Source organism: Uliginosibacterium sediminicola (assembly GCF_039631295.1).
GTDB lineage: Bacteria > Pseudomonadota > Gammaproteobacteria > Burkholderiales > Rhodocyclaceae > Viridibacterium > Viridibacterium sediminicola.
In genome coordinates, this window is the sequence record NZ_JBDIVE010000001.1 from 576,510 (window position 1) to 595,427 (window position 18,918).

Here is an 18,918-nt window from a genome sequence, read left to right on the forward strand (position 1 = left end):
CGTACCTGGAGTTCGAGCATGCGACTGGCCTTCTGCCGTGCCGCCCAAAAAACTGTCCTGTTTTTCACCCTCTGCCTCAGCTGTGGACCTGCACTGGCCGGCGTGCTGGCCAATCCGGACTGGATATTCGGAACCCAGTCCGGGCCCTTCGAGCTGATCTCCGGTAGTGACGGTCTGCTGCGCTGGCGTCCCGCCGGCACGGCAAACTGGCACGAAGAAAAACTGGGCGAAGCGACGGTAGACATGGCCCTGGCAGACCCATCGGGCCATGAACTGCTGGCCTTGAGCAATAGCCGGGTGTGGCACGGCGTGCGCGCCGCCGCTGCGACACAGTGGACGCCCACTCTGGAGGGCTGGCAGATCCGCAAGATCGCCTGGGACAAGGGGCAATCCAGCTGGCTCGCCTGGGGCTGTCGCAGTGATCAGGACAGTGAATGTGCCGTGCTGGGCGCCGTAAAGGCCGGTCAGAACTGGCAGCCGCTCGGCCAAGGCAACACCCCGGCCCTGCGCCTGCTCGGCGTCGATGCAGCCAACCGCGCCGTCGCCTCAGCCCATGACGGCAGCCTGTGGATCAGCGAAAACGCGCCAGGAACCTGGCAAGCGCTCAAACGCCCCAAAGGCTTTGCGGTTAACGAAGTCGTCGATTGGCAGCGTGCGGGCCCCTGGTGGGCCGGCATGACGCGCGACCGGCGCGTTTTGCTGATCGACGCAGTACGCGCCCAGGCCTTCGCCGTGAACATGCCGACCGGCAAGGCCAGCGCACAGGGCAGCGGCTGGACGGCCGCCGCCTATGATGAAGCCAGCGCAACGCTGATGCTCGGTGGCGCAGATGGGCGCATTGCAGTGGCCAGTGTCGCCGCCGGCAAGCCCCCCGTGTTCAGCCTGCGTGCTGCCGCCCTGCCCTATGTCGAACAGCTTACGTTTGACGCCACAGGCAAGCAATGGCTGGCCTTGAGCAATGACGCTCAGCTGTTCTCCTCCCGCAATGCCGGGATCGCCTGGCATCTGAGCCAAGGCTTTGGCCAGTCGCGACCGAACGGCATGAGCCTGGCCGCAGACGGACGCCTGCTGGTATGGGGCAACGGCGGCCTGGTCGCACGACACAGCCCGGCCGCAGGCTGGACGCTGGAGCAGCCTGATCTGAGCCGCTACATCAACCACGTGCTGCGCAGCCCCTCGGGCACGCTGATCGCCGTCGGCATCCAGGGCCTGGTGGCGCGTGCCACAGGCCTCAAGGACGCAGGCCCGGACTGGCAGGTGATCGACGCCGGTCTGGCCTATGGGCAGTACCTGACCCATGCCCTCGCCTATCCCGATAGCCGCACGCTGCTGGCGGCGGGTTCAACGGCCACCATCATCCGCTCGAGCGACGACGGCGCCAGCTGGCAGACCGTGTTCAAGCATGCCGACGGCGCCCTGGGCAATTTCCAGCGCATCGCCATTCACCCGCGCAGCCGTGTTGCGCTGGTCATCGCCAATCCGGGCTGGGTGATGCGCTCGGCCGATGAAGGTGCCAGCTGGCAAAACGCGGCGGGCGGCGCCGTGCTGCAGCTCAAGGATGTGATCGCCCTGCCCGAGGCCGGCTTTATGGCGGTTGGCGAAGCGGGCAGCCTGGTGTTCTTTGATGCGCAAGGGCAGCTCCAGCGCCAGCTCAGCATTGCCGGGAAACCGGTGTGGTACCAGATCCGCGAAGCCGCTGGCGCGCTGTGGGTAATGGGCGATGGCGACCGCCTGCTGCGCATCTCGCTGGACGGCCAGCAGCGCGACGAAATCGCGCTCGGCCAGCACTTCCTGGCGCGTGACATCATCAGCCCGGCCAAGGATGTGCTGATTGTTGCAGGCGCCAAGGGGACGCTTCTGCGCTCGGACGATGCCGGCCGGCACTGGCAAAGCATCCAGTCAGGCGTTGAGGCCAATCTGCGTCGCCTCTTGCCGGGCAGCGACGGGGGCCTGTGGGTGACGGGACGCGATGGCGTGCTGCTGCACTCCGGCGATGCCGGGCGCAGTTGGCAGGCCGTCGACTCCGGCACCCGCCACCACTTCAAGGACGGGCTGCTGCTGCCCGACGCCGAGCTGATGCTGTTCGGTGAGCGCCTGCTCACCCGGCCTGCCGGCCTCAAGTAAGGCGCACGCCAAGAGAAAGGCCCGCGCTGCCTGAGGCAGGGCGGGCCTTTTTCATGCGGGTGGCAAAGATCAGGCGCGCGCCGCGCTGAACTTGTCCACCGCTTCCCACAAGCCATTCAGATACACCGCGCCCAGCGCACGGTCGTAGAGGCCGTAGCCGGGCTTGCCGGTTTCGCCCCAGATCATGCGGCCGTGGTCGGGACGCACATAGCCGGTAAAGCCGGTGTCATGGTAGGCCTTGACGATCGCTGCCATGTCGAGCGAGCCGCATTCGGACTTGTGCGCGGTCTCTTCGAAGTCGCCATCGGGCGTGATCTTGACGTTGCGCAGGTGGGCGAAGTGGATGCGGCCCTGGCCGCTGAATTCGCGCACCAGTGCCTCGACATTGTTCTCCGGGCCGGCGCCGAGCGAGCCGGAACAGAGCGTCAGGCCATTGGCCGGCGTGTCGACGATCTTGAGGATGCGCGCCAGATCGTCACGGTTCTTGACGATGCGCGGCAGGCCGAAGATCGGGCGCGGCGGATCATCGGGGTGGATCGCCATCTTGATGCCGACTTCTTCAGCGACCGGAATGATCGCCTTGAGGAAGTATTCCAGATGCTGCCAGAGCTTGTCGGCGTCGACGCTGGCGTACTCGTCGAGCAGGGCACGCAGCTGTTCGGGCTTGTAGCTGGAGTCCCAGCCGGGCAGCGAGATGCCCTTGGAGACATCGATCTCGTCCACTTCCTTGGTCGAGAAAGCGAGGGTGAAGGAGCCGTCTTCAAGCTGCTTGGCCAGGGTGGTGCGCGTCCAGTCAAACACCGGCATGAAGTTGTAGCAGATCACCTTCAGGCCACAGGCGGCGAGGTTGCGGATGGTTTGCTGGTAGTTGGCGATCAGCGCATCACGCGTCGGCTTGCCGAGCTTGATGTCCTCATGCACCGGCACCGATTCGATGACATCAAAGGCGAGGCCATGGGCAAAGATCTTGGCTTTGAGCGCTTCGATCTTGTCGAGCGGCCAGACTTCGCCCACCGGCACGTCGTAGACGGCCGAGACGATGCCGTGCATGCCGGGGATCTGACGGATGTAGGCGAGACTGACCGGGTCACTGTCGCCGTACCAACGGAATGACATTTTCATTTCATGTTCCTTGCAAAATTGATTTCAGTGCGCGCTTGCAATCGATTCAAAGTACTTTGCTGCCGGCTGCGAATACGGCAGGCTGTCCAGCCCATCCGGGTTCACCTCGGCGGCGTAGCAGCACCAACCCGCCTCGCGGCCGTGACGGGCCAGATAGGCACGGGCGCGTGCTTCGGAGGAGAACACCGCAATCGGCCGCTCAAACCACACAATCCAGACTTGCATCATGGCTCATTCCTCCGCAAGTTCAAACGCCAGAATAGGCTGAAAATCCGCCGTCGACCGGCACCACCACACCATTGACGAAGCCCGAGGCCGCTTCGCTGGCCAACCACAGCAAGGTGCCGCTGAGTTCGCGCGCTTCACCGAAGCGGCGCATCGGCGTATTGGCGAGGATCTTGCCAGCGCGTGCCGTGGGCTCGCCCGCGCTGGAGAACAACAGGGCGCGGTTTTGCTGGGTGACGAAGAAGCCCGGCGCGATGGCATTGACGCGCACGCCGGCCGGCGCCAGGTGCACCGCCAGCCACTGCGTGAAATTGCTGACCGCCGCCTTGGCTGCGCTGTAGGCGGGAATCTTGGTCAGCGGGCGGAAGGCATTCATCGACGAGATATTGAGCACCGAACAGCCCTCGCGCCCGATCATCTGCCGCACAAACACCTGCGAGGGCAGGAGCGTGCCGAGGAAGTTGAGGTCGAAGACGAAGCGCATGCCTTGCGGGTCCAGGCTGAAGAAGCTGACCAGCGCCGGATCCTGCGCCTGCAAGTCCTCAGGGCTGAATTGCTCGCGGCTGGTCGTACCTTTGGGGTGATTGCCGCCGGCGCCATTGATCAGCAGATCGCAAGGACCCAGGCGCTCGGCCACCTCGGCGGCGGCCAGCTCCAGCGAAGCGCGTTCGAGCACATTGGCAGCGATGCCGATGCCGCGCCCGCCCTCGGCCTGGATGCCCTGGGCAACCTGCTCGGCCGCCTCCTTGTTGAGATCCAGAATGGCGACGCTGGCGCCCGCCTGCGCCAGGCTGCGCGCCATCTCGGCGCACAGCACACCGCCGCCGCCAGTCACCACGGCGACCTTGCCCTGCAGGTCGACGGGAAAAGCTTGTTGCATGATCGGGTCTCCTCTTATAAGCGGTCTGAGCCCTTCACACTGCAACAGCACAGCGGAGAAATCAGCCGGACAAGATGAGGATCGCGCAGTCCAGCCATACCGTCCAATTCAAAATATATCTGGCTTAATACCTTTACGGTATCTAATTAGGCCGCTTGTGCGGCAGCATGCTCGACGCCAAACAGTCGCACCTCGGCCAGCAAGGCATCGAGCAAGGGATTCGTCTCCTCGCTGCGCCAGGCGCAATGCAACAGCACTTGCGGCGTGCTGGCGCCGCGCAAAGGCCGATAGACCACGTTGGGCAGTTGCAGACTGCGTACCGAATCGGGCACCAGGGCGGTCCCGAATCCGCCCGCCACCATCACCGTGGCCGCAATCAGATCGACCGCCTCCTGCCGCGTATTGGGCTGAAAGCCCGCGCTGGCAAACAGCTCACGGGTGGCCAGGAAGACGCTGGAATCGCGTTCGCCAATCAGCGCCTCATCGCGCAGCTGCGCCACCTGCACCACCTCGCAAGCGGCCAGCGGGTGGCGTGTATTGAGCGCGACGTAGATCGGCTCGGCACACACCGTCTCCAGTTCCAGCCCGGGCGTCTCGGGCAGATAGCGATCGAGCGCGAGCAGGATGCGGCCACGATGCAGGGCCTCGATCTGCTGCGCCTTGGGCGCGCTGTGCAGGACCAGTTCGACATCCGGATGCGAGGCCGAAAAACGGTTGAGAATCTGCGGCACGATGCCCAGCATGGCCGAGCCGAAGACGCCCACATCAATCCGCCCGACCAGGCCCTGCCCCGCCCGCCAAGCCAGCTCCGCCGCCTGCTCCATGTGCGCGGTAATCTGCCGCGCATGCGCCAGGAACAGCTCGCCAGCGGCAGTCGGCTCCACCCCCCAGGGCGTGCGCTTGAACAACTGCGCACCCAGACGCTCTTCGAGCAACTGGATCTGCCGCGTCAAAGGCGGCTGCGAAATATGCAGCCGCGCCGCCGCACGACTGATATTGCGCTCCTCTGCAACGGCGATGAAATACTTGAGCTGACGGATTTCCATGACAGACGAGCTCAGTGCTCGACAACACGGAAACGCGGCTGGAGCCAGTCGGCATGATCTCCCTCGTTACTACCCAGAGGATCGACGACCAACTCCAGCGTCTTCTTGCCTTTGACGTCAATCAACTTGCTGCGCGGGGTGTCTCCAGTGTCCATGGCGCCACTCTGCCAGACGACATCGTCATCAACCATCAAAATGAATTCTGCATGACCACGACTTTCGTCGTCCATACCCACTTGAACATCAAAAGCCAAAGCGCCAGGTGGAATAGAAATGCGGATCGAAGACGGAGCATGCGTGCCAAAGCCATGCTCGTAGCGCTGCTTGTTCACACTCAAACGCTCGCCAGAGACCGAGGTATTGACCTGCAGAGCGCCCCATCCCTGGGTCACTGCTACAGGCATCGTCGTCACATCAAGCCAACCGTGCCGATCCGGCATGACGCGTGCAACGTGGATACACAATGCACTCAGCCAGATCACAGCAGCAGCAGCGCCCCAAAACCATCCAGGCAAAGAAAGCACGCGCTGCCAAGGCAACCGCGCCAAATGGTCTTGTAAAACGACTACCAGTGCCAGCCCAAGCAGCAAGGCAGCCACCAGATGAGGCAACAAAAACCCGGATGGTGGCGAGACAAGAAACATATTGGCTGCAGCACCAAAACTCAATAAAACAGCCGCCACACCATGGCGACGCATGTCTAGTGCTGCAGCTGCCAAGGCAATGACCACAGCAGGAAGTAAATAGCGTTCGTGCATTCCGGGCAGAAACAGGAAGAATCCTGTCGCAGCGAGATAGAAATTGCGCCAGTGCAGTGACGGCTCATTGCGGCGCCAGCTGCTGATAAGCAACATCAGATCCCAGAGCGCACATAAACCAATACCCAGCCATTTTGGTGTCAGCAAGATCTGCCAAGTTTGCGGGGTCAGCGCATAGTCAAGCAGAAAGATGCCGTCCGGCCGAGTGTTGAGGCCTAGCAAAAACCACAGATTGAAACCATTGAAAGTGGCTACAGGAAACAAGCTCGCAGCCTTGAGATAAGTCGCGCTGAACATGCTCCCTGCGCTGCCCGCCAGAATATAAGGCAACATCAACAAAGCACCGAGCGCGGCAGCCGGCAACAAACCTAACCACAATGCTCTACTGCGGCGCTGATGCCACAACAAAGGCAGCACCACGGGTGCCACGCAAATGGCCTGGAATTTCGTCAACAGCGCCAATGTGGCCAAAGAAAAAAAGGCGATCAAGTTGCAGCCTTCGATCAGAACCACAAGTGCTATCACCAGGGGCAGGCAAAACATCATGTCGACCTGTCCCCACAAAGGTCCATCCATGAAAATCGCCGGATTACAGGCTGCCAAAGCGATCAGAGCATGCCATTGACAATCTGTTACTGAAACCGCTCGAAGCAAGCGAGCCATCACCCATAGCACACCCAGCTGAGCGAGCATGTCAGGCGCATTAACCAGCAGGCGCAATAACAGATCCGGCTGGATGCTGATGTGCAAGGCCGAGGCAAAGCAACCTATCACCCACAGCCAATGCACATAGACCGGCGGATAGTTCGCAGGCAAACCTGCGTAACCGGAGGTCTGCAGATGCTTGCTCCACAACACCCAGTCGTTGATATCGCCGCCAAAGCCGTTACTGGTTGATAACAACACGTTCAACAACACGCACAGCACGATCCAGACGCCCAAAGGACGCCGTATGGCATCACCGGACGGAGCGGGGAGAGTCTCGGAATGGTGGGTTCTCGTTGTCATGGCTGCAGTTGAATTTAGTGCTGGCCAAGATCATGCCAGATCTACTGCAAAAGCCACGCACAACAAGCCGAGCGGCGTGCACTAACGCCGCAAATTAGGATTGATCTCGCGCAGCGCCGCTTCGGCTGCTTCGCGAGTCGCGGGGTCCTGACCGAGATGCGCGTAGCGGCGAAACTCCGGGTCAGCCCAGTACTGTCGCAACAAGGCGTTGATGCGGGTGATGAAGCGCAGCCCCCACTCATCGCGCGGTGCGGTGATGTAGACCGGCACATAGCGCGGCATGCCTTCGAGCGGCAGGGTAAGCAGTTCGTTTTCGCTGCCGGGCTGGCTGGCAGCATCGCGCATCAAGGGGATCTCGCTGCTGAAGGCAATGGTGTAGTCGACGCGTTGCAGCGCCATCATGCGCGCCACGCCTTGCGACAGATCCGCGCCGGACTGGCGCAGCATGATGCGTGGGTGGCCACTGCTGTAGCGGCTGAGCAGTTCATCGACGCGGCGGCCGTAGGAACGCCCCGCGGTCAGACCGAGCACCAGGGTGCTGCGCTCGATCACGTCCTGCAGGCGCACCTCGCCCGCGCTGTTGAGAAAGGACTTCATGCGCTCCAGGGTCCGCCGCTGCAGCAAGAGCTTGGGTGCCGCCGTCGCCATGAAGGCCTCGGAGAAATACATGTAGGTCTCGCGTTCCTCGTTCTTCTGCAGGCCGGCGCACACCACCTGTTCGTGCTTGCGCATCTGCTCGGCGACACGCGCCAGGTTCGAGAGCTGCACGCGGTGATCGTATTCGGGCAGTTTGCTGATGAGGAAGGCGACCTGGCGGTCGACCGAGCCCTTGCCGATACGTGGCAGGTCCGGCACGTACATCGGCGGCAGGTCAAATTCGCACCAGGTGAGCTGACGCGGGTCGGCGGCCTGCAGCGGCATGCTGGCCAACAGGGCGCACAGCATCGCCAAGGCAATCAGGCCAGCGTGCAGACGCTTCGACAACGCCAATACATTCACCGCGCAGCCTCCCCTATGGCCTTGTTTAGGCTCATGATAAAGCGAATAGGTGCCGCTGCGGTGTTGCCGGTGATCATCAGCCGCAGCTACCACACCCGCCACTGCCACATCCACCCGACTGCTCGGCTTCAGCCGCCACCACAGGATCAGGCAGACGTGCTTCGGCGCCGCTGACAAAGCGCGTCACGAAGGCGCCCACGCTATCGGCCGGCAAGGGCAGCCAAACGCGATGCCCGCTGCCCGGCGCCACCTGCATCGGCGCCGCTTCGGCGTTCTGCATCGCCGACAGCACGAGGCTGCGATTGCCAGCCGGCTGTACCAGCTCCAGACGATCGCCGACCGCGAAGCGATTCTTCACCGCCACTTCGGCCAGGCCGCGTTGTGCATCGAAACCCAGCACATCACCGACATACAGGCTGCGTGAGGATTCCGAACTGCCACGCTCATAGTTCTGGTGCGCCGAGACATCCTGATGGCGGTCGAAAAAGCCGCCGGTGTAGCCGCGATTGGCGAGCCCGTCGAGCGAATCGAGCAGCCGCGAATCGAAATCACGCCCGGCGACGCTGTCGTCGATGGCCTGGCGATAAGCCTGGCAGACGCGCGCGACGTAATACGGGCTCTTGGTACGGCCTTCGATCTTGAGCGAGTCGATGCCCATGTCGACCAGACTCTTGACGTGCTCGATCGCGCGCAGATCCTTGGAGTTGAGGATGTAGGTGCCATGCTCGTCTTCCTCGATCACGTTGTAGCTGCCGGCGCGGCGCTCGCGCTCCTCGATGAGGAACACGTCGCCGCTGGCATCCTCACGCGCCGGATGGACCTTGAAATCCCAGCGGCAGGTGTTGGTGCAGGTGCCCTGATTCGGATCGCGGTGGTTCATGTAGCCCGACAGCAGGCAGCGGCCCGAGTAAGCGATGCACAGCGCGCCGTGCACGAAGACTTCCAGCTCGGTGTCGGGACAGGCCTGGCGGATGTCAGCAATCTCGTCGAGCGACAGCTCGCGCGAGAGGATCACGCGCGACACGCCATTGCGCGCCCAGAACTTCACCGCCGCCGCATTGACGGTGTTCGACTGCACCGAGAGGTGGATCGCCTGATCGGGCCATTCCTCGCGCACCATCATCATCAGGCCTGGATCGGACATGATCAGCGCGTCCGGCTTCAAATCAATGACCGGTGCCATGTCGCGGATATAGGTCTTGAGCTTGGCGCCGTGCGGATAGATGTTGGAAACCAGGTAGAACTGGCCGCCTGCCGCATGCACGCGGTCGATTCCCGTCTTGAGCACCGCCAGATCGCCGAAGTCGTTATTGCGCACGCGCAGGCTGTAGCGCGGCTGGCCGGCGTAGATGGCCGTGGCGCCAAAGGCGAGCGCGGTATCGAGCATGGCCAAGGTACCGGCGGGGGCGAGAAGTTCAGGCGTTTTCATGATGCAGCACAAGAGCGGTTCAAGGCCGCGATGCTACGCGAGCAGGCCTTGCCGCGAAAGGCTCGCGCACATCACATGTAAAAAGGCCACCCGCGCTGCAGGTGGCCTGTCTCGCCCTAAGCACCGTGCTTACTTGCGGGCCTTGGCGGGTTTGGCAGCGTCCTTCTCCGGCTGAGGTTCGGCCACCAGACTGTTGAGGTAGCGCTCCAGATTGGTGTAGCCGCTCTTGTCCTTGGCGAGCTTGGCGCCATCGCTGGCGTCCTTGGCATTGAGGCCATGGGCTTTCTCCCAGGCATCGGGAATGCCATCACCATCGCTGTCGAGTGCTGCCGTGCCTTGCGGTACGGCCGGCCAGCTGCCAACTTCTTCCTGCGAGTCGATCAGCTTGCCCTTGTTTTCGGTGATCTGCTCGATGATGCGCAGATCCACCGCATCACGCCAGGGATAGCTGGCGCCCACCGTCGCCGGCAGGCGGATGAGCAGCTCGCCGGCCGGCCAGGTCGTCACCTTGGGCGCGTCGAAGGGCGCGGCTGCCAGCTTGTATTTGCCCGCCTCTTTCGACAATTCCTTGGGCGGTGCGCCCCAGCCGATCAGCTTGCTGTTGTCATTGCTCCAGGCATTATTGCCGGAGAACACATTGCCCTTGAGGTAGAACTGGGTGTTCTCGTTGCCCTTGTCGGTGACCACGATGGGCTCGATCTTGACGCTGAACTTGCCCGGCTTGATCAGGTTGTCGACGTAATTGACGCGGATATTGCCGTCGTTGGTGCCCGAGGCGTAATCACCCCAGGCGGTGATGATGTTGTTGCGGAAGTCGAAGGTCGGCGTGCCGTCGCCCTTCATGTAGTTGTCGCCAAAGCGCGGATTGCGGCCACGGTGAAAGGCCCAGATGTTGTGGTGCAGACTCACGCCGCCGGTGGCCCGCAGCAGGCTGCCGTAACCATGCGCGCCTTTCAGATGCACGCTTTTATTGAGGCTCTCGGCAATCAGGCTCCACTGCACGGTGATGTTCTTGATGTCACCGGATGGCGACAGCGCCTCGTCGGTCGACCAGCTGGCCGAGACGTGATCGAGAATCACATTGCGTGCGCCGTCGCGGATATTGATCGCATCCTCCTCGACCTTGCTGGCATTGCCCAGGCGCGAGCGGATGTAGCGCACGATGACTTCCTGCGTATCAATGTGCAGGGTGTAGTCGCGCAAGGTGATGCCGCCGCCCGGCGCAGTCTGGCCGGCGATGGTGATGTTCGGATTCTTGATGATCAGCGGCGACTTGAGCTGGATCGTGCCGCTGACCGCAAACACCACGGTGCGCGGGCCCTGTGCCTCAACGGCGGCGCGCAAGCTGCCTTCGCCCTCGTCATTGAGGTGGGTGACGGTATAGACCTTGCCGCCGCGCCCGCCGACAGTCTCGGCGCCAAAACCTTCGGCGCCGGGGAACGCGGGCACGGCCTGGGCCAGCAGCGGCATCAGCGCCGCCATCAGCACGACAATCGGCTTACGGGAAATACGGGGAATCTGCTGCATCTGGCTGTCTCCATTTCTTGGTAGGAACAAGAGCACAGTCGGCAATGCTGCACCGACACATTTCAGAGCGTGATCGCACTCATGCGGCAGATTGCGCATGAATATGATCACGCCCTAAAGCAGCACGCAGCTTATAGTGTCCCGTCGGCAATGGCTTGCCGCGTTGCATCAAGGCGCCCGCGCTGGCGGAACGCCGCACCGGCCAGCACATCGACATGGAAACGCGGGCGCGCCTTGGTCTCGGTATAGATCTTGGCGACATACTCACCGATCACGCCAAGGCTCAGCAATTGCACGCCACCGAGGAAATACATCGGGATAACCGTGGACGCCCAGCCGGGCAGGGCCTCCTCGGTGAACAAGCGGGTCAGCATGGCCCAGGCCGCCAGCCCCAGACTGGCCAGCGAGATCAGCGAGCCGATGGCGGTGATCAGGCGCAGCGGATAGGTGGAGAACGAGGTCACGCCCTGCCAGGCCAGCGACAGCATCTTGCCCAGCGGATATTTGGATTCGCCGGCAAAGCGCTCGGCACGGTCGTATTCAACAATCGAGGAACGATAGCCCAGCTGCGGCATCAGGCCGCGCAGGAACAGATTGACCTCGCGGTACTCGCTCAGCGCTTCGATGGCGCGCCGGCTCAGCAGGCGGTAGTCGGCATGGTTGAAGATGATCTGCACGCGCATCGCGGCCAGCAGCTTGTAGTAGCCCTCGGCGGTGAAGCGCTTGAAAAAGGTGTCGGTCGTGCGCTTCTTGCGCACGCCATAGACGATGTCATCGCCACGGCGCAGCGCCTGCACCATCTGCGGAATGACTTCCAGATCGTCCTGCAGGTCGGCATCGACGCTGATCAGCGCATCGCCCGGCGCATTGAGCAGGCCGCACAGCAAGGCGTTCTGGTGCCCCCGGTTGCGCGACAGCTTGATGCCGCACACCGCACTGTGGGCGGCCGACAATTCCTCGATCAGCGCCCAGGTGCTGTCGCGGCTACCGTCATCGACGTAGAAAATCGCGCTATCCGCCGCGATCAGACCCTCGCCCCGCATGCGTTCGAGCAGTACCAGCAGGCGGCTGGTCGTCTCGCGCAAGACCGCCTCTTCGTTGTAACAGGGAATCACCAGACCGATGGTGGGCGTCATGAGCTGTGTCTCTTCCTGAATGTCCAGATGGCATTGATGGTGTAGTTCCAGACCAGTACGACGCCGGTCGCGATGAGCTGCGCGAGCCATACCGCTGCGCCCATTTTCTTGAATGCGTAGAGTACCAGTGCATTGATCGCCAGACCGGCGCACAAGGTCACGGCAAAGCGCAGAATGCTGCGCCGGTGTCCGCCCTGCGCGGCAAAGGTGAAGCGCGCATTGGCCCAGTAATTGAAGATTGCGCTGAGCAGGAAGCCGATCGTCGAGGCGCGCACCGCAGACACCGCAAAGAGCGTCATCAGTGCGGCCATGATCAGGTACTGCAACAAGGTGGCACCGCCACCGACGAGCAGAAAGCGCAGAAAACTGCGGCTACTCAGATTGCCCGTCGAGGCGTGCATGGCGGCGCGCGCTGCAAGGCTCGGGCGGCCCCTCAGGCAGCCGCCTTTTTCTTGCGCGGTGCGGCGGCCTTCTTGGCCGCCGGTTTGGCCTCGGCAACCTCTTCGGCGGCGGGTTCAGCTGCGGGCTTGGCGGCGGCCTTGGCCTTGGCGGGCGCCTTGGCCTTGGGCTCGCGCTTCTCGAACTCGAAGCCGACCTTGCCGTCTTCGCCACGCACCAGGAAGGCCGAGAACTTGCGCCGCGTGCGCGAGGACACGAAACCGGTCAGCAAGGGCGTGCGCCCTTCTTGCAGCAGCTTTTCCATGTGCTCGCGCTCGATGGCTTGCTGCAGGATGATCTTGCCGGAACGGAAGTCGCAGCTCTTGCCAGCGCCCAGCGATTTCTCGCAGACATAGGCCATGCCGTGCTCGAACACGCCGCTGCCGCACTTGGGGCAGGCGCCGAGCGACGTCTGCGCCGAGAAGTCCGGCGCCTCGCCGGTCTCGTCCTCACGCGGCTGGCCGAAATCGAACTCCGGCAGCTTGTCGTCGTTGAGCTTGATCTCGGCGTTGAAGGCGCGTCCCATCTTGTTGCGGAAGCCCAGCAGCGGGCCGACCTTGCCTGCGGACAGCAGGGTCTCCACCTCGTGGATCTCGAACTGGCGGCTGGCGACGATCTTCCACAGCGCGTATTCGCAGGACTGGCACTGGAACTTCTTGTAGTTTTCCTTGATCACGCCGCCGCACTTGGGGCACGGCGTCTTCAGCGTGGCGAAGTCGCCGGGCACGGTGTCCGACTCGTACTTCTTGGCGCGCTCGACGATCTCGCGCGTCATCTGCTCGATGTGCTCCATGAACTCGGCACGCGAGAGCAGGCCCTTTTCCATCTGCGCCAGCTTGTATTCCCACTCACCGGTCAGCTCGGGCGACGACAGTTCGGAGACGCCCAGGCCGCGCAGCAAGGTGATCAGCGAGAAGGCCTTGGCGGTCGGGATCAGTTCGCGACCTTCGCGCAGCATGTAGGTCTCGGCGATCAGGTTTTCGATGATCTGCGCACGCGTCGCAGGCGTGCCCAGGCCGCGCCCGGCCATCGCCGCACGCAGTTCTTCATCATCAACCAGCTTGCCGGCACCTTCCATCGCGGAGAGCAGGGTCGCTTCGTTGTAGCGTGCCGGCGGCTTGGTGACATTGGCCTTGACCAGCACTTCGTCCGTCTTGACCGTCTCGCCCGGCTTGACGGCGACCAGCGAGCCGGTGGCCTCTTCGCCCTCGACCGCGCCTTCCTTGCCATACACCGACAGCCAGCCGGCATTGACCAGCACCTTGCCCTCGGTCTTGAAAGCTTCGCCCTCGACGCGCGTGATGCGCGTGGTGATCATGTACTCGGCTGCCGGGTAGAACACCGCCAGGAAACGCTTGGTGACGATGTCGTAGATCTTCTGCTCGGCTTCGGAGAGGTTCTTCGGCGCCGTACCGGTCGGCACGATGGCAAAGTGGTCCGAGATCTTGGCGTTGTTGAAGATGCGCTTGTTCGGCTTGACCCAGCCATGCTTGAGGATCTCGGCCGCGAAGCCGCCGTATTCGCTGGGCAGCGCACCGAGAATCGCCGGCACGGTGGCGACATAGTCTTCCGGCAGGGCGCGTGCGTCGGTCCGCGGATAGGTCAAGACCTTGTGCTTTTCGTACAGCGCCTGCGCAATTTGCAGCGTCGTGCGCGCCGAAAAGCCGAAGCGGCCATTGGCCTCGCGCTGCAGCGAAGTCAGGTCGAAGAGCAGGGGCGAGAGCTGATTGGAGGGCTTGGCCTCCTCCTCCACCTTGCCCGGCTTGCCGGCGCACTTGGCGCGGATCGCCTCGGCCTGCTTGACGTCCCACAGGCGATGCGCATTGGCGTGCTCGTCGTCCTCGGGCTTCTTGAAGTGTTCGTTGAACCAGCGGCCGATGTAGCCGCCCGCCGCCGCGCCGAAATGCCCTTCGACTTCCCAGTAATCGCGCGACTTGAAGGCGCGGATGCGCTCCTCGCGCTCGACGACGATAGCCAGGGTCGGCGTCTGCACGCGGCCCACGGTGGTCAGATGGAAGCCGCCAGTCTTCGAGTTGAAGGCGGTCATGGCGCGCGTGCCGTTGATGCCGATCAGCCAGTCGCTCTCGGCACGGCAGGTGGCCGCTTCACGCAGGCCGGACATCTCGGCCGAGGTGCGCAGCGACTCGAAACCATCGCGGATCGACTGCGGCGTCATGCTCTGCAGCCACAGCCGGCGGCTGGGCTTGGAGGTACCGGAGTGATTGGCGATGTAGGTGAAGATCAGCTCGCCCTCGCGTCCCGCGTCACAGGCGTTGATCAGGCCGTCGACATCCTTGCGCTTGATCAGGCGGGTGAGCAGGCGCAGGCGCTCGGCTGTCTTCTCGACCGGATTGAGCTTGAAGTGCGGCGGGATCACCGGCAGGTGCGCAAACGACCACTTGCCGCGCTTGACTTCGAACTCGTCCGGCACGGTCAGCTCCAGCAAATGACCAATGGCCGAAGAGAGCACGTAGTGCTCGCTCTCGAAGTAATCACCCTCACGGGTGAAGCCGCCCAGGGCGCGCGCGATGTCCTGCGCAACAGAGGGTTTTTCGGCAATGATCAGCTGTTTGCTCATGCGCTAGAGAATGTCCAGAAGTGGCGGGCAAGCGAAGTTTCAATCACCCAGAATCGACTTCGCCGGGCAAGCCCGGCGAACGATTGGTGCGGATAATAGGCGGCGCCTTGGCCGTGACGCAAGCGTCACGGCCGCAAAGTCACGCAAAAATAGCGTTTTGTCAATGCACCGACAGCACTTCGGTCCAGTCGCCGTCTTCTTCGTCCGTCTCCTCGGTGAGCAATTCATCGAGAATCAGGGTGTCCATGCTGGCCTGTTGCTGCCACAGCACCATCAGCACGATGACCTTGAACTTGGACAGCGAGACCTCGCTTTCCGGCAGCGCCATGGCGCGTTCAAGGATCAGCTCGCGCTGTCGCGCGTCCAGCGTGCCATTGCCTTCGAGGAAGCTCAGGAAGCCACGACATTCAATGTCGAGGCGGCCCTGCTCCTCATCGGTGAAAATGCGGATGGAACGGCTGTTCGGATCAAAGCTGGCGGTCGGTTCGCTCGCCATGCCGCGCAAGCCCGACAGCCATTCGATGGCTTCCGAGATTTCGCCCTGTTCAAAACCGGCCGCAGAGAGCTTGCGAGCAAGCTGCTCCGGCTCGGCGGGACAGGCATCAGCGTAGCCGTAGGTTTCAAAAAGATAGACCAGAATATCGATCATCGTGACCTCGGCATGCGCTCCCCCAACTGGCTGAAGGAGCGTTCAGTGGAGTCTTTGCAGCTTTCCGCCCGGCAGGCGCTCAATGCGCCCTTCGAGCTCCAGTACGGTCAGCATGGCGAAGAGTGCTTCCGCCGTCAAGCCACAGCGCGCCACAAGTGTGTCTGGATCAACCGGATCGAAGCCGATGGCCGCCAGCACGGCCGCTTCATCCGCCGCCAGCGGCACCGCATCAGGCTCGGCAGCGGCAGCGCTGGCGACGCCCCAGTGCAGCTCTTCGAGCACGTCCTGAGCCGATTCCACCAGTTTGGCGCCTTGTTTGATGAGCAGATGGCAGCCCTTGGACAAGGGCGAATGGATCGAGCCCGGCACCGCAAACACTTCGCGCCCCTGCTCCAGCGCCATCCGCGCAGTAATCAGCGAACCGCTGCCCAAGGCGGCTTCGACCACCAGCACGCCGCGCGACAAGCCAGAGATGATGCGATTACGACGCGGGAAGTTATAGGCTGCCGCTGGCGTGCCCAGGGCGAACTCACTGAGAATCAGGCCGGACTCGGCGAGCTCTCGTGCCAGCGCAACATTGCTGGCCGGATAGATGCGGTCGGCACCGGTACCGATCACCGCCACCGTGCTGCCGCTACGACCCAGCGCGCCACGGTGGGCAGCAGCGTCGATGCCCAGCGCGAGACCGCTGACCACGCAGAGGCCCGCCTCCGCCAGCGCCGCAGCAAAGCGTTCAGCATTGGCCACGCCTTGCGCCGTGGCGTTGCGCGAGCCCACCAGGGCAATCGCGGGGCGATTGAGCAGTTCGATGCGCCCTTTGGCGTAGATCAGGCAGGGCGGATCCGCCGTCTGCAGCAAACTCTGTGGATAGGCCGCGTCAGCCAGGGTAATGATGTAGTTGCCAGGTTCGGCGGCCCACTGCAGCGCTGCCGCGATATTCGGCGCGCTATCGTGCTCAAGCAGGCGCTTCGCCAGCTTGGCACCAATGACGCCCGCCAGCGCCGCCTGGCTGGCCTCGAAGATGCGTGCCGGCAAGCCGAAGGCGGCCAGCAGATCACGCTGACGCTCCGGCCCGATGCCAGGCACTGAAGTCAGCCGCAACCAGCCGGCCAGTTCGTGCGCTGCAGCCATCATTCAGCCGGCGAGGCTCAGGGAGCGAGCGCCTTGTCGCCGACGCGAACCGGACGCGTACTCTCCAGCACATAGGCGTAGGAGAGTTTTGAGAACACCCGGAACACGAAGAGCAGACCGTAACGCTCGTCGGGCAGCGGGATTTCCTGCACTTTCTGCCCGCCATCGGGACCGCGATAGCTGGCATTGCCCAGCACACGGTACAAGGCCGCGACATGACCGGGCTCAATGCCCTGATTGCGGCCAGCATTGATCGTCACTACGCCATTGACGCCCGTCTCGTCCAGACCGCCATAAATCGATGCGATGCGCGCCTGGATATCGGCCGGCGCAGCATGCGGCACATAGGCGAAATTGCTGGCGTCCACCGCCGGCAGGAGGCGGTCACCTACCGACACCTCATGCTTGACACGGCCGACGCTCAGCGCGGCAGCGACCGGCGGACGCTCCGGCGTGCGGACACGCGCCTGACCGGCGTAGATGGCTTCGTAGCCCAGCACTTCGTTGCTGAGCGGATCCTTGATCGGCGTACCCGGGCGGAACACGCTCCAGGCAACCTGATTGGGCACGCTGAGGTTGCGTGCGAAGATGGTTTCGTCGGTCCCCGCCATGACGCGATTTTCCTGGATGCCGATCACGGTGCCAGCATCGGCCGGATTTTCGCTCTCGGTAAACAGCGGCTCGACGAGGAACTGCTGGATGTTCTGCAGCGGCACGCTGGCAATCGGCCCCAGCGCCGGGGTCGAATGGATCTGCGGTGACAGCTTGACCGTACCGCCATTGCCGGGGGTCAGCGACAGGGTCATGTTCTTGCGATCCAGATACACCACCTGCCCCGGATAGATCCAGTGCGGATTGCGGATCTGCTCGGTGTTGAGCTTCCAGACCTCGGGCCAGCGCCAGGGTGACTTGAGGAAGCGGCCGGAGATGTCCCACAGCGTATCGCCCTTGACCACCGTGTAACTGTCCGGCGCGTTGTCAGCAAGCTGCAGGGCTTCGCTGCTCGCGGAACGCGCTGCAGATTGCGCGAACACCGGCACAGCACAGCTCGTCACAGCTGCAAGCGCCACGATCAGCGCGGAAGAAAAGCGTTTCATGACCAACCCCGTTGTGGTGGTGACCCGGACTCTACCTCTCGCACTTGGCCAGCGGCAATGCCGGAAATGCAGGAAATCCCTCGCGGCGAAGTCCGCAGTAAATTTGCGTCGGTGCCAGAATATGACTTGAGATCGCGCCGACAAACCGGAAAATAGCGGGTTCGCGCAGCGCTTTGCTCGTGCATGCATTCAAGTTTTGCTTTAGATTCTGCACGTAGCCGCTTCATTCATCAAGGTTTTCTGGACTTTTCAGACAAATGGCCCTGCTCCACATTCTCAACTTCCCGGACCCCAGACTCCACAAGAAAGCGGCGCCGGTCAAGCTGGTCGACGATCGTATCCGACAACTGGTCGCCGACATGGCCGAGACCATGTATGCCGCGCCCGGCGTCGGTCTGGCGGCCACCCAGGTCGACGTACATCTGCGCGTGCTGGTGATCGACACCTCCGAGGACAAAACCGGTCTGCAAGCTTTCATCAACCCGGAGATCATCGCGCTGGACGGCGAACAGGTCTGCGAGGAAGGCTGCCTGTCGGTGCCCGGCATCTACGAGAAGGTCAGCCGCGCCGCCCGCGTGCGCGTGCGCGCCCTGAACGAACAGGGCAAAGCCTTCGAACTCGATGCCGAAGGTCTGCTGGCAGTCTGCCTGCAGCACGAGATCGACCATCTCGATGGCAAGGTCTTCGTCGAACACCTCTCGCAACTCAAGCAGAACCGCATCAAGCAGAAGATGGCCAAGCGCTCGCGCGTCACGGTTTGATCGTCAGGCC

At 62.9% G+C, this 18,918-nt stretch carries 16 protein-coding genes; 2 read left to right on the forward strand and 14 right to left on the reverse strand.

Features of this window, described 5'->3' with window-relative positions; all coding sequences use genetic code 11:
* Positions 1–18: 18 nt before the first annotated feature.
* Positions 19–2,124 (forward strand): hypothetical protein, encoded by a 2,106-nt coding sequence (locus ABDB84_RS02745; RefSeq protein ID WP_345918147.1) that lies wholly within the window; start codon positions 19–21, stop codon positions 2,122–2,124.
* A gap of 69 nt (positions 2,125–2,193) precedes the next feature.
* Here the strand turns inward: ABDB84_RS02745 and uxuA are convergent, their stop codons facing one another.
* From uxuA to ABDB84_RS02815, 14 genes are all read right to left on the reverse strand, one after another.
* On the reverse strand, positions 2,194–3,246 hold the full coding sequence (gene uxuA / locus ABDB84_RS02750; protein ID WP_345918148.1) for a mannonate dehydratase: 1,053 nt from the start codon (positions 3,244–3,246) through the stop codon (positions 2,194–2,196).
* Positions 3,247–3,270: 24 nt separating this feature from the next.
* Positions 3,271–3,474 carry a hypothetical protein gene (locus ABDB84_RS02755; RefSeq protein ID WP_345918149.1) on the reverse strand — a complete coding sequence of 68 codons (204 nt, stop codon included), beginning with the start codon at positions 3,472–3,474 and terminating at the stop codon, positions 3,271–3,273.
* 19 nt (positions 3,475–3,493) lie between these two features.
* On the reverse strand, positions 3,494–4,351 hold the full coding sequence (locus ABDB84_RS02760) for an SDR family oxidoreductase (protein WP_345918150.1): 858 nt from the start codon (positions 4,349–4,351) through the stop codon (positions 3,494–3,496).
* Between the two features lie 146 nt (positions 4,352–4,497).
* Positions 4,498–5,397 (reverse strand): LysR substrate-binding domain-containing protein, encoded by a 900-nt coding sequence (locus tag ABDB84_RS02765; protein WP_345918151.1) that lies wholly within the window; start codon positions 5,395–5,397, stop codon positions 4,498–4,500.
* A gap of 11 nt (positions 5,398–5,408) precedes the next feature.
* Complete coding sequence (locus ABDB84_RS02770; RefSeq protein ID WP_345918152.1) at positions 5,409–7,097, reverse strand: NPCBM/NEW2 domain-containing protein; 1,689 nt, start codon at positions 7,095–7,097, stop codon at positions 5,409–5,411.
* A 147-nt stretch (positions 7,098–7,244) separates the two neighbouring features.
* Entirely contained in the window at positions 7,245–8,147 is a 903-nt protein-coding gene (locus tag ABDB84_RS02775) for a TIGR02285 family protein (protein WP_345918153.1), read from the reverse strand.
* Between the two features lie 91 nt (positions 8,148–8,238).
* Entirely contained in the window at positions 8,239–9,591 is a 1,353-nt protein-coding gene (locus tag ABDB84_RS02780) for a peptidase U32 family protein (RefSeq protein ID WP_345918154.1), read from the reverse strand.
* A 129-nt stretch (positions 9,592–9,720) separates the two neighbouring features.
* Positions 9,721–11,118 (reverse strand): hypothetical protein, encoded by a 1,398-nt coding sequence (locus ABDB84_RS02785; RefSeq protein ID WP_345918155.1) that lies wholly within the window; start codon positions 11,116–11,118, stop codon positions 9,721–9,723.
* Between the two features lie 131 nt (positions 11,119–11,249).
* Positions 11,250–12,254, reverse strand: coding sequence for a glycosyltransferase family 2 protein (locus ABDB84_RS02790; RefSeq protein WP_345918156.1), 1,005 nt, complete (start codon positions 12,252–12,254; stop codon positions 11,250–11,252).
* Entirely contained in the window at positions 12,251–12,655 is a 405-nt protein-coding gene (locus ABDB84_RS02795) for a GtrA family protein (RefSeq protein WP_345918157.1), read from the reverse strand. Before ABDB84_RS02795 ends, ABDB84_RS02790 begins: the two co-directional genes overlap by 4 nt.
* Positions 12,656–12,687: 32 nt before the next feature.
* Complete coding sequence (locus ABDB84_RS02800; RefSeq protein WP_345918158.1) at positions 12,688–15,270, reverse strand: DNA topoisomerase III; 2,583 nt, start codon at positions 15,268–15,270, stop codon at positions 12,688–12,690.
* 160 nt (positions 15,271–15,430) lie between these two features.
* On the reverse strand, positions 15,431–15,919 hold the full coding sequence (locus ABDB84_RS02805; protein WP_345918159.1) for a Smg family protein: 489 nt from the start codon (positions 15,917–15,919) through the stop codon (positions 15,431–15,433).
* 42 nt (positions 15,920–15,961) lie between these two features.
* Positions 15,962–17,050, reverse strand: a complete 1,089-nt coding sequence (gene dprA, locus ABDB84_RS02810; RefSeq protein ID WP_345918355.1) for a DNA-processing protein DprA — start codon at positions 17,048–17,050, stop codon at positions 15,962–15,964.
* Between the two features lie 17 nt (positions 17,051–17,067).
* Entirely contained in the window at positions 17,068–18,147 is a 1,080-nt protein-coding gene (locus ABDB84_RS02815) for a LysM peptidoglycan-binding domain-containing protein (protein ID WP_345918160.1), read from the reverse strand.
* 257 nt (positions 18,148–18,404) lie between these two features.
* Here ABDB84_RS02815 and def point away from each other — a divergent pair, with 257 nt between their 5' ends.
* The gene (gene def, locus ABDB84_RS02820; RefSeq protein WP_345918161.1) at positions 18,405–18,908 is read left to right on the forward strand and encodes a peptide deformylase; all 504 of its coding nucleotides are present in this window, start codon (positions 18,405–18,407) and stop codon (positions 18,906–18,908) included.
* Positions 18,909–18,918: the final 10 nt, after the last annotated feature.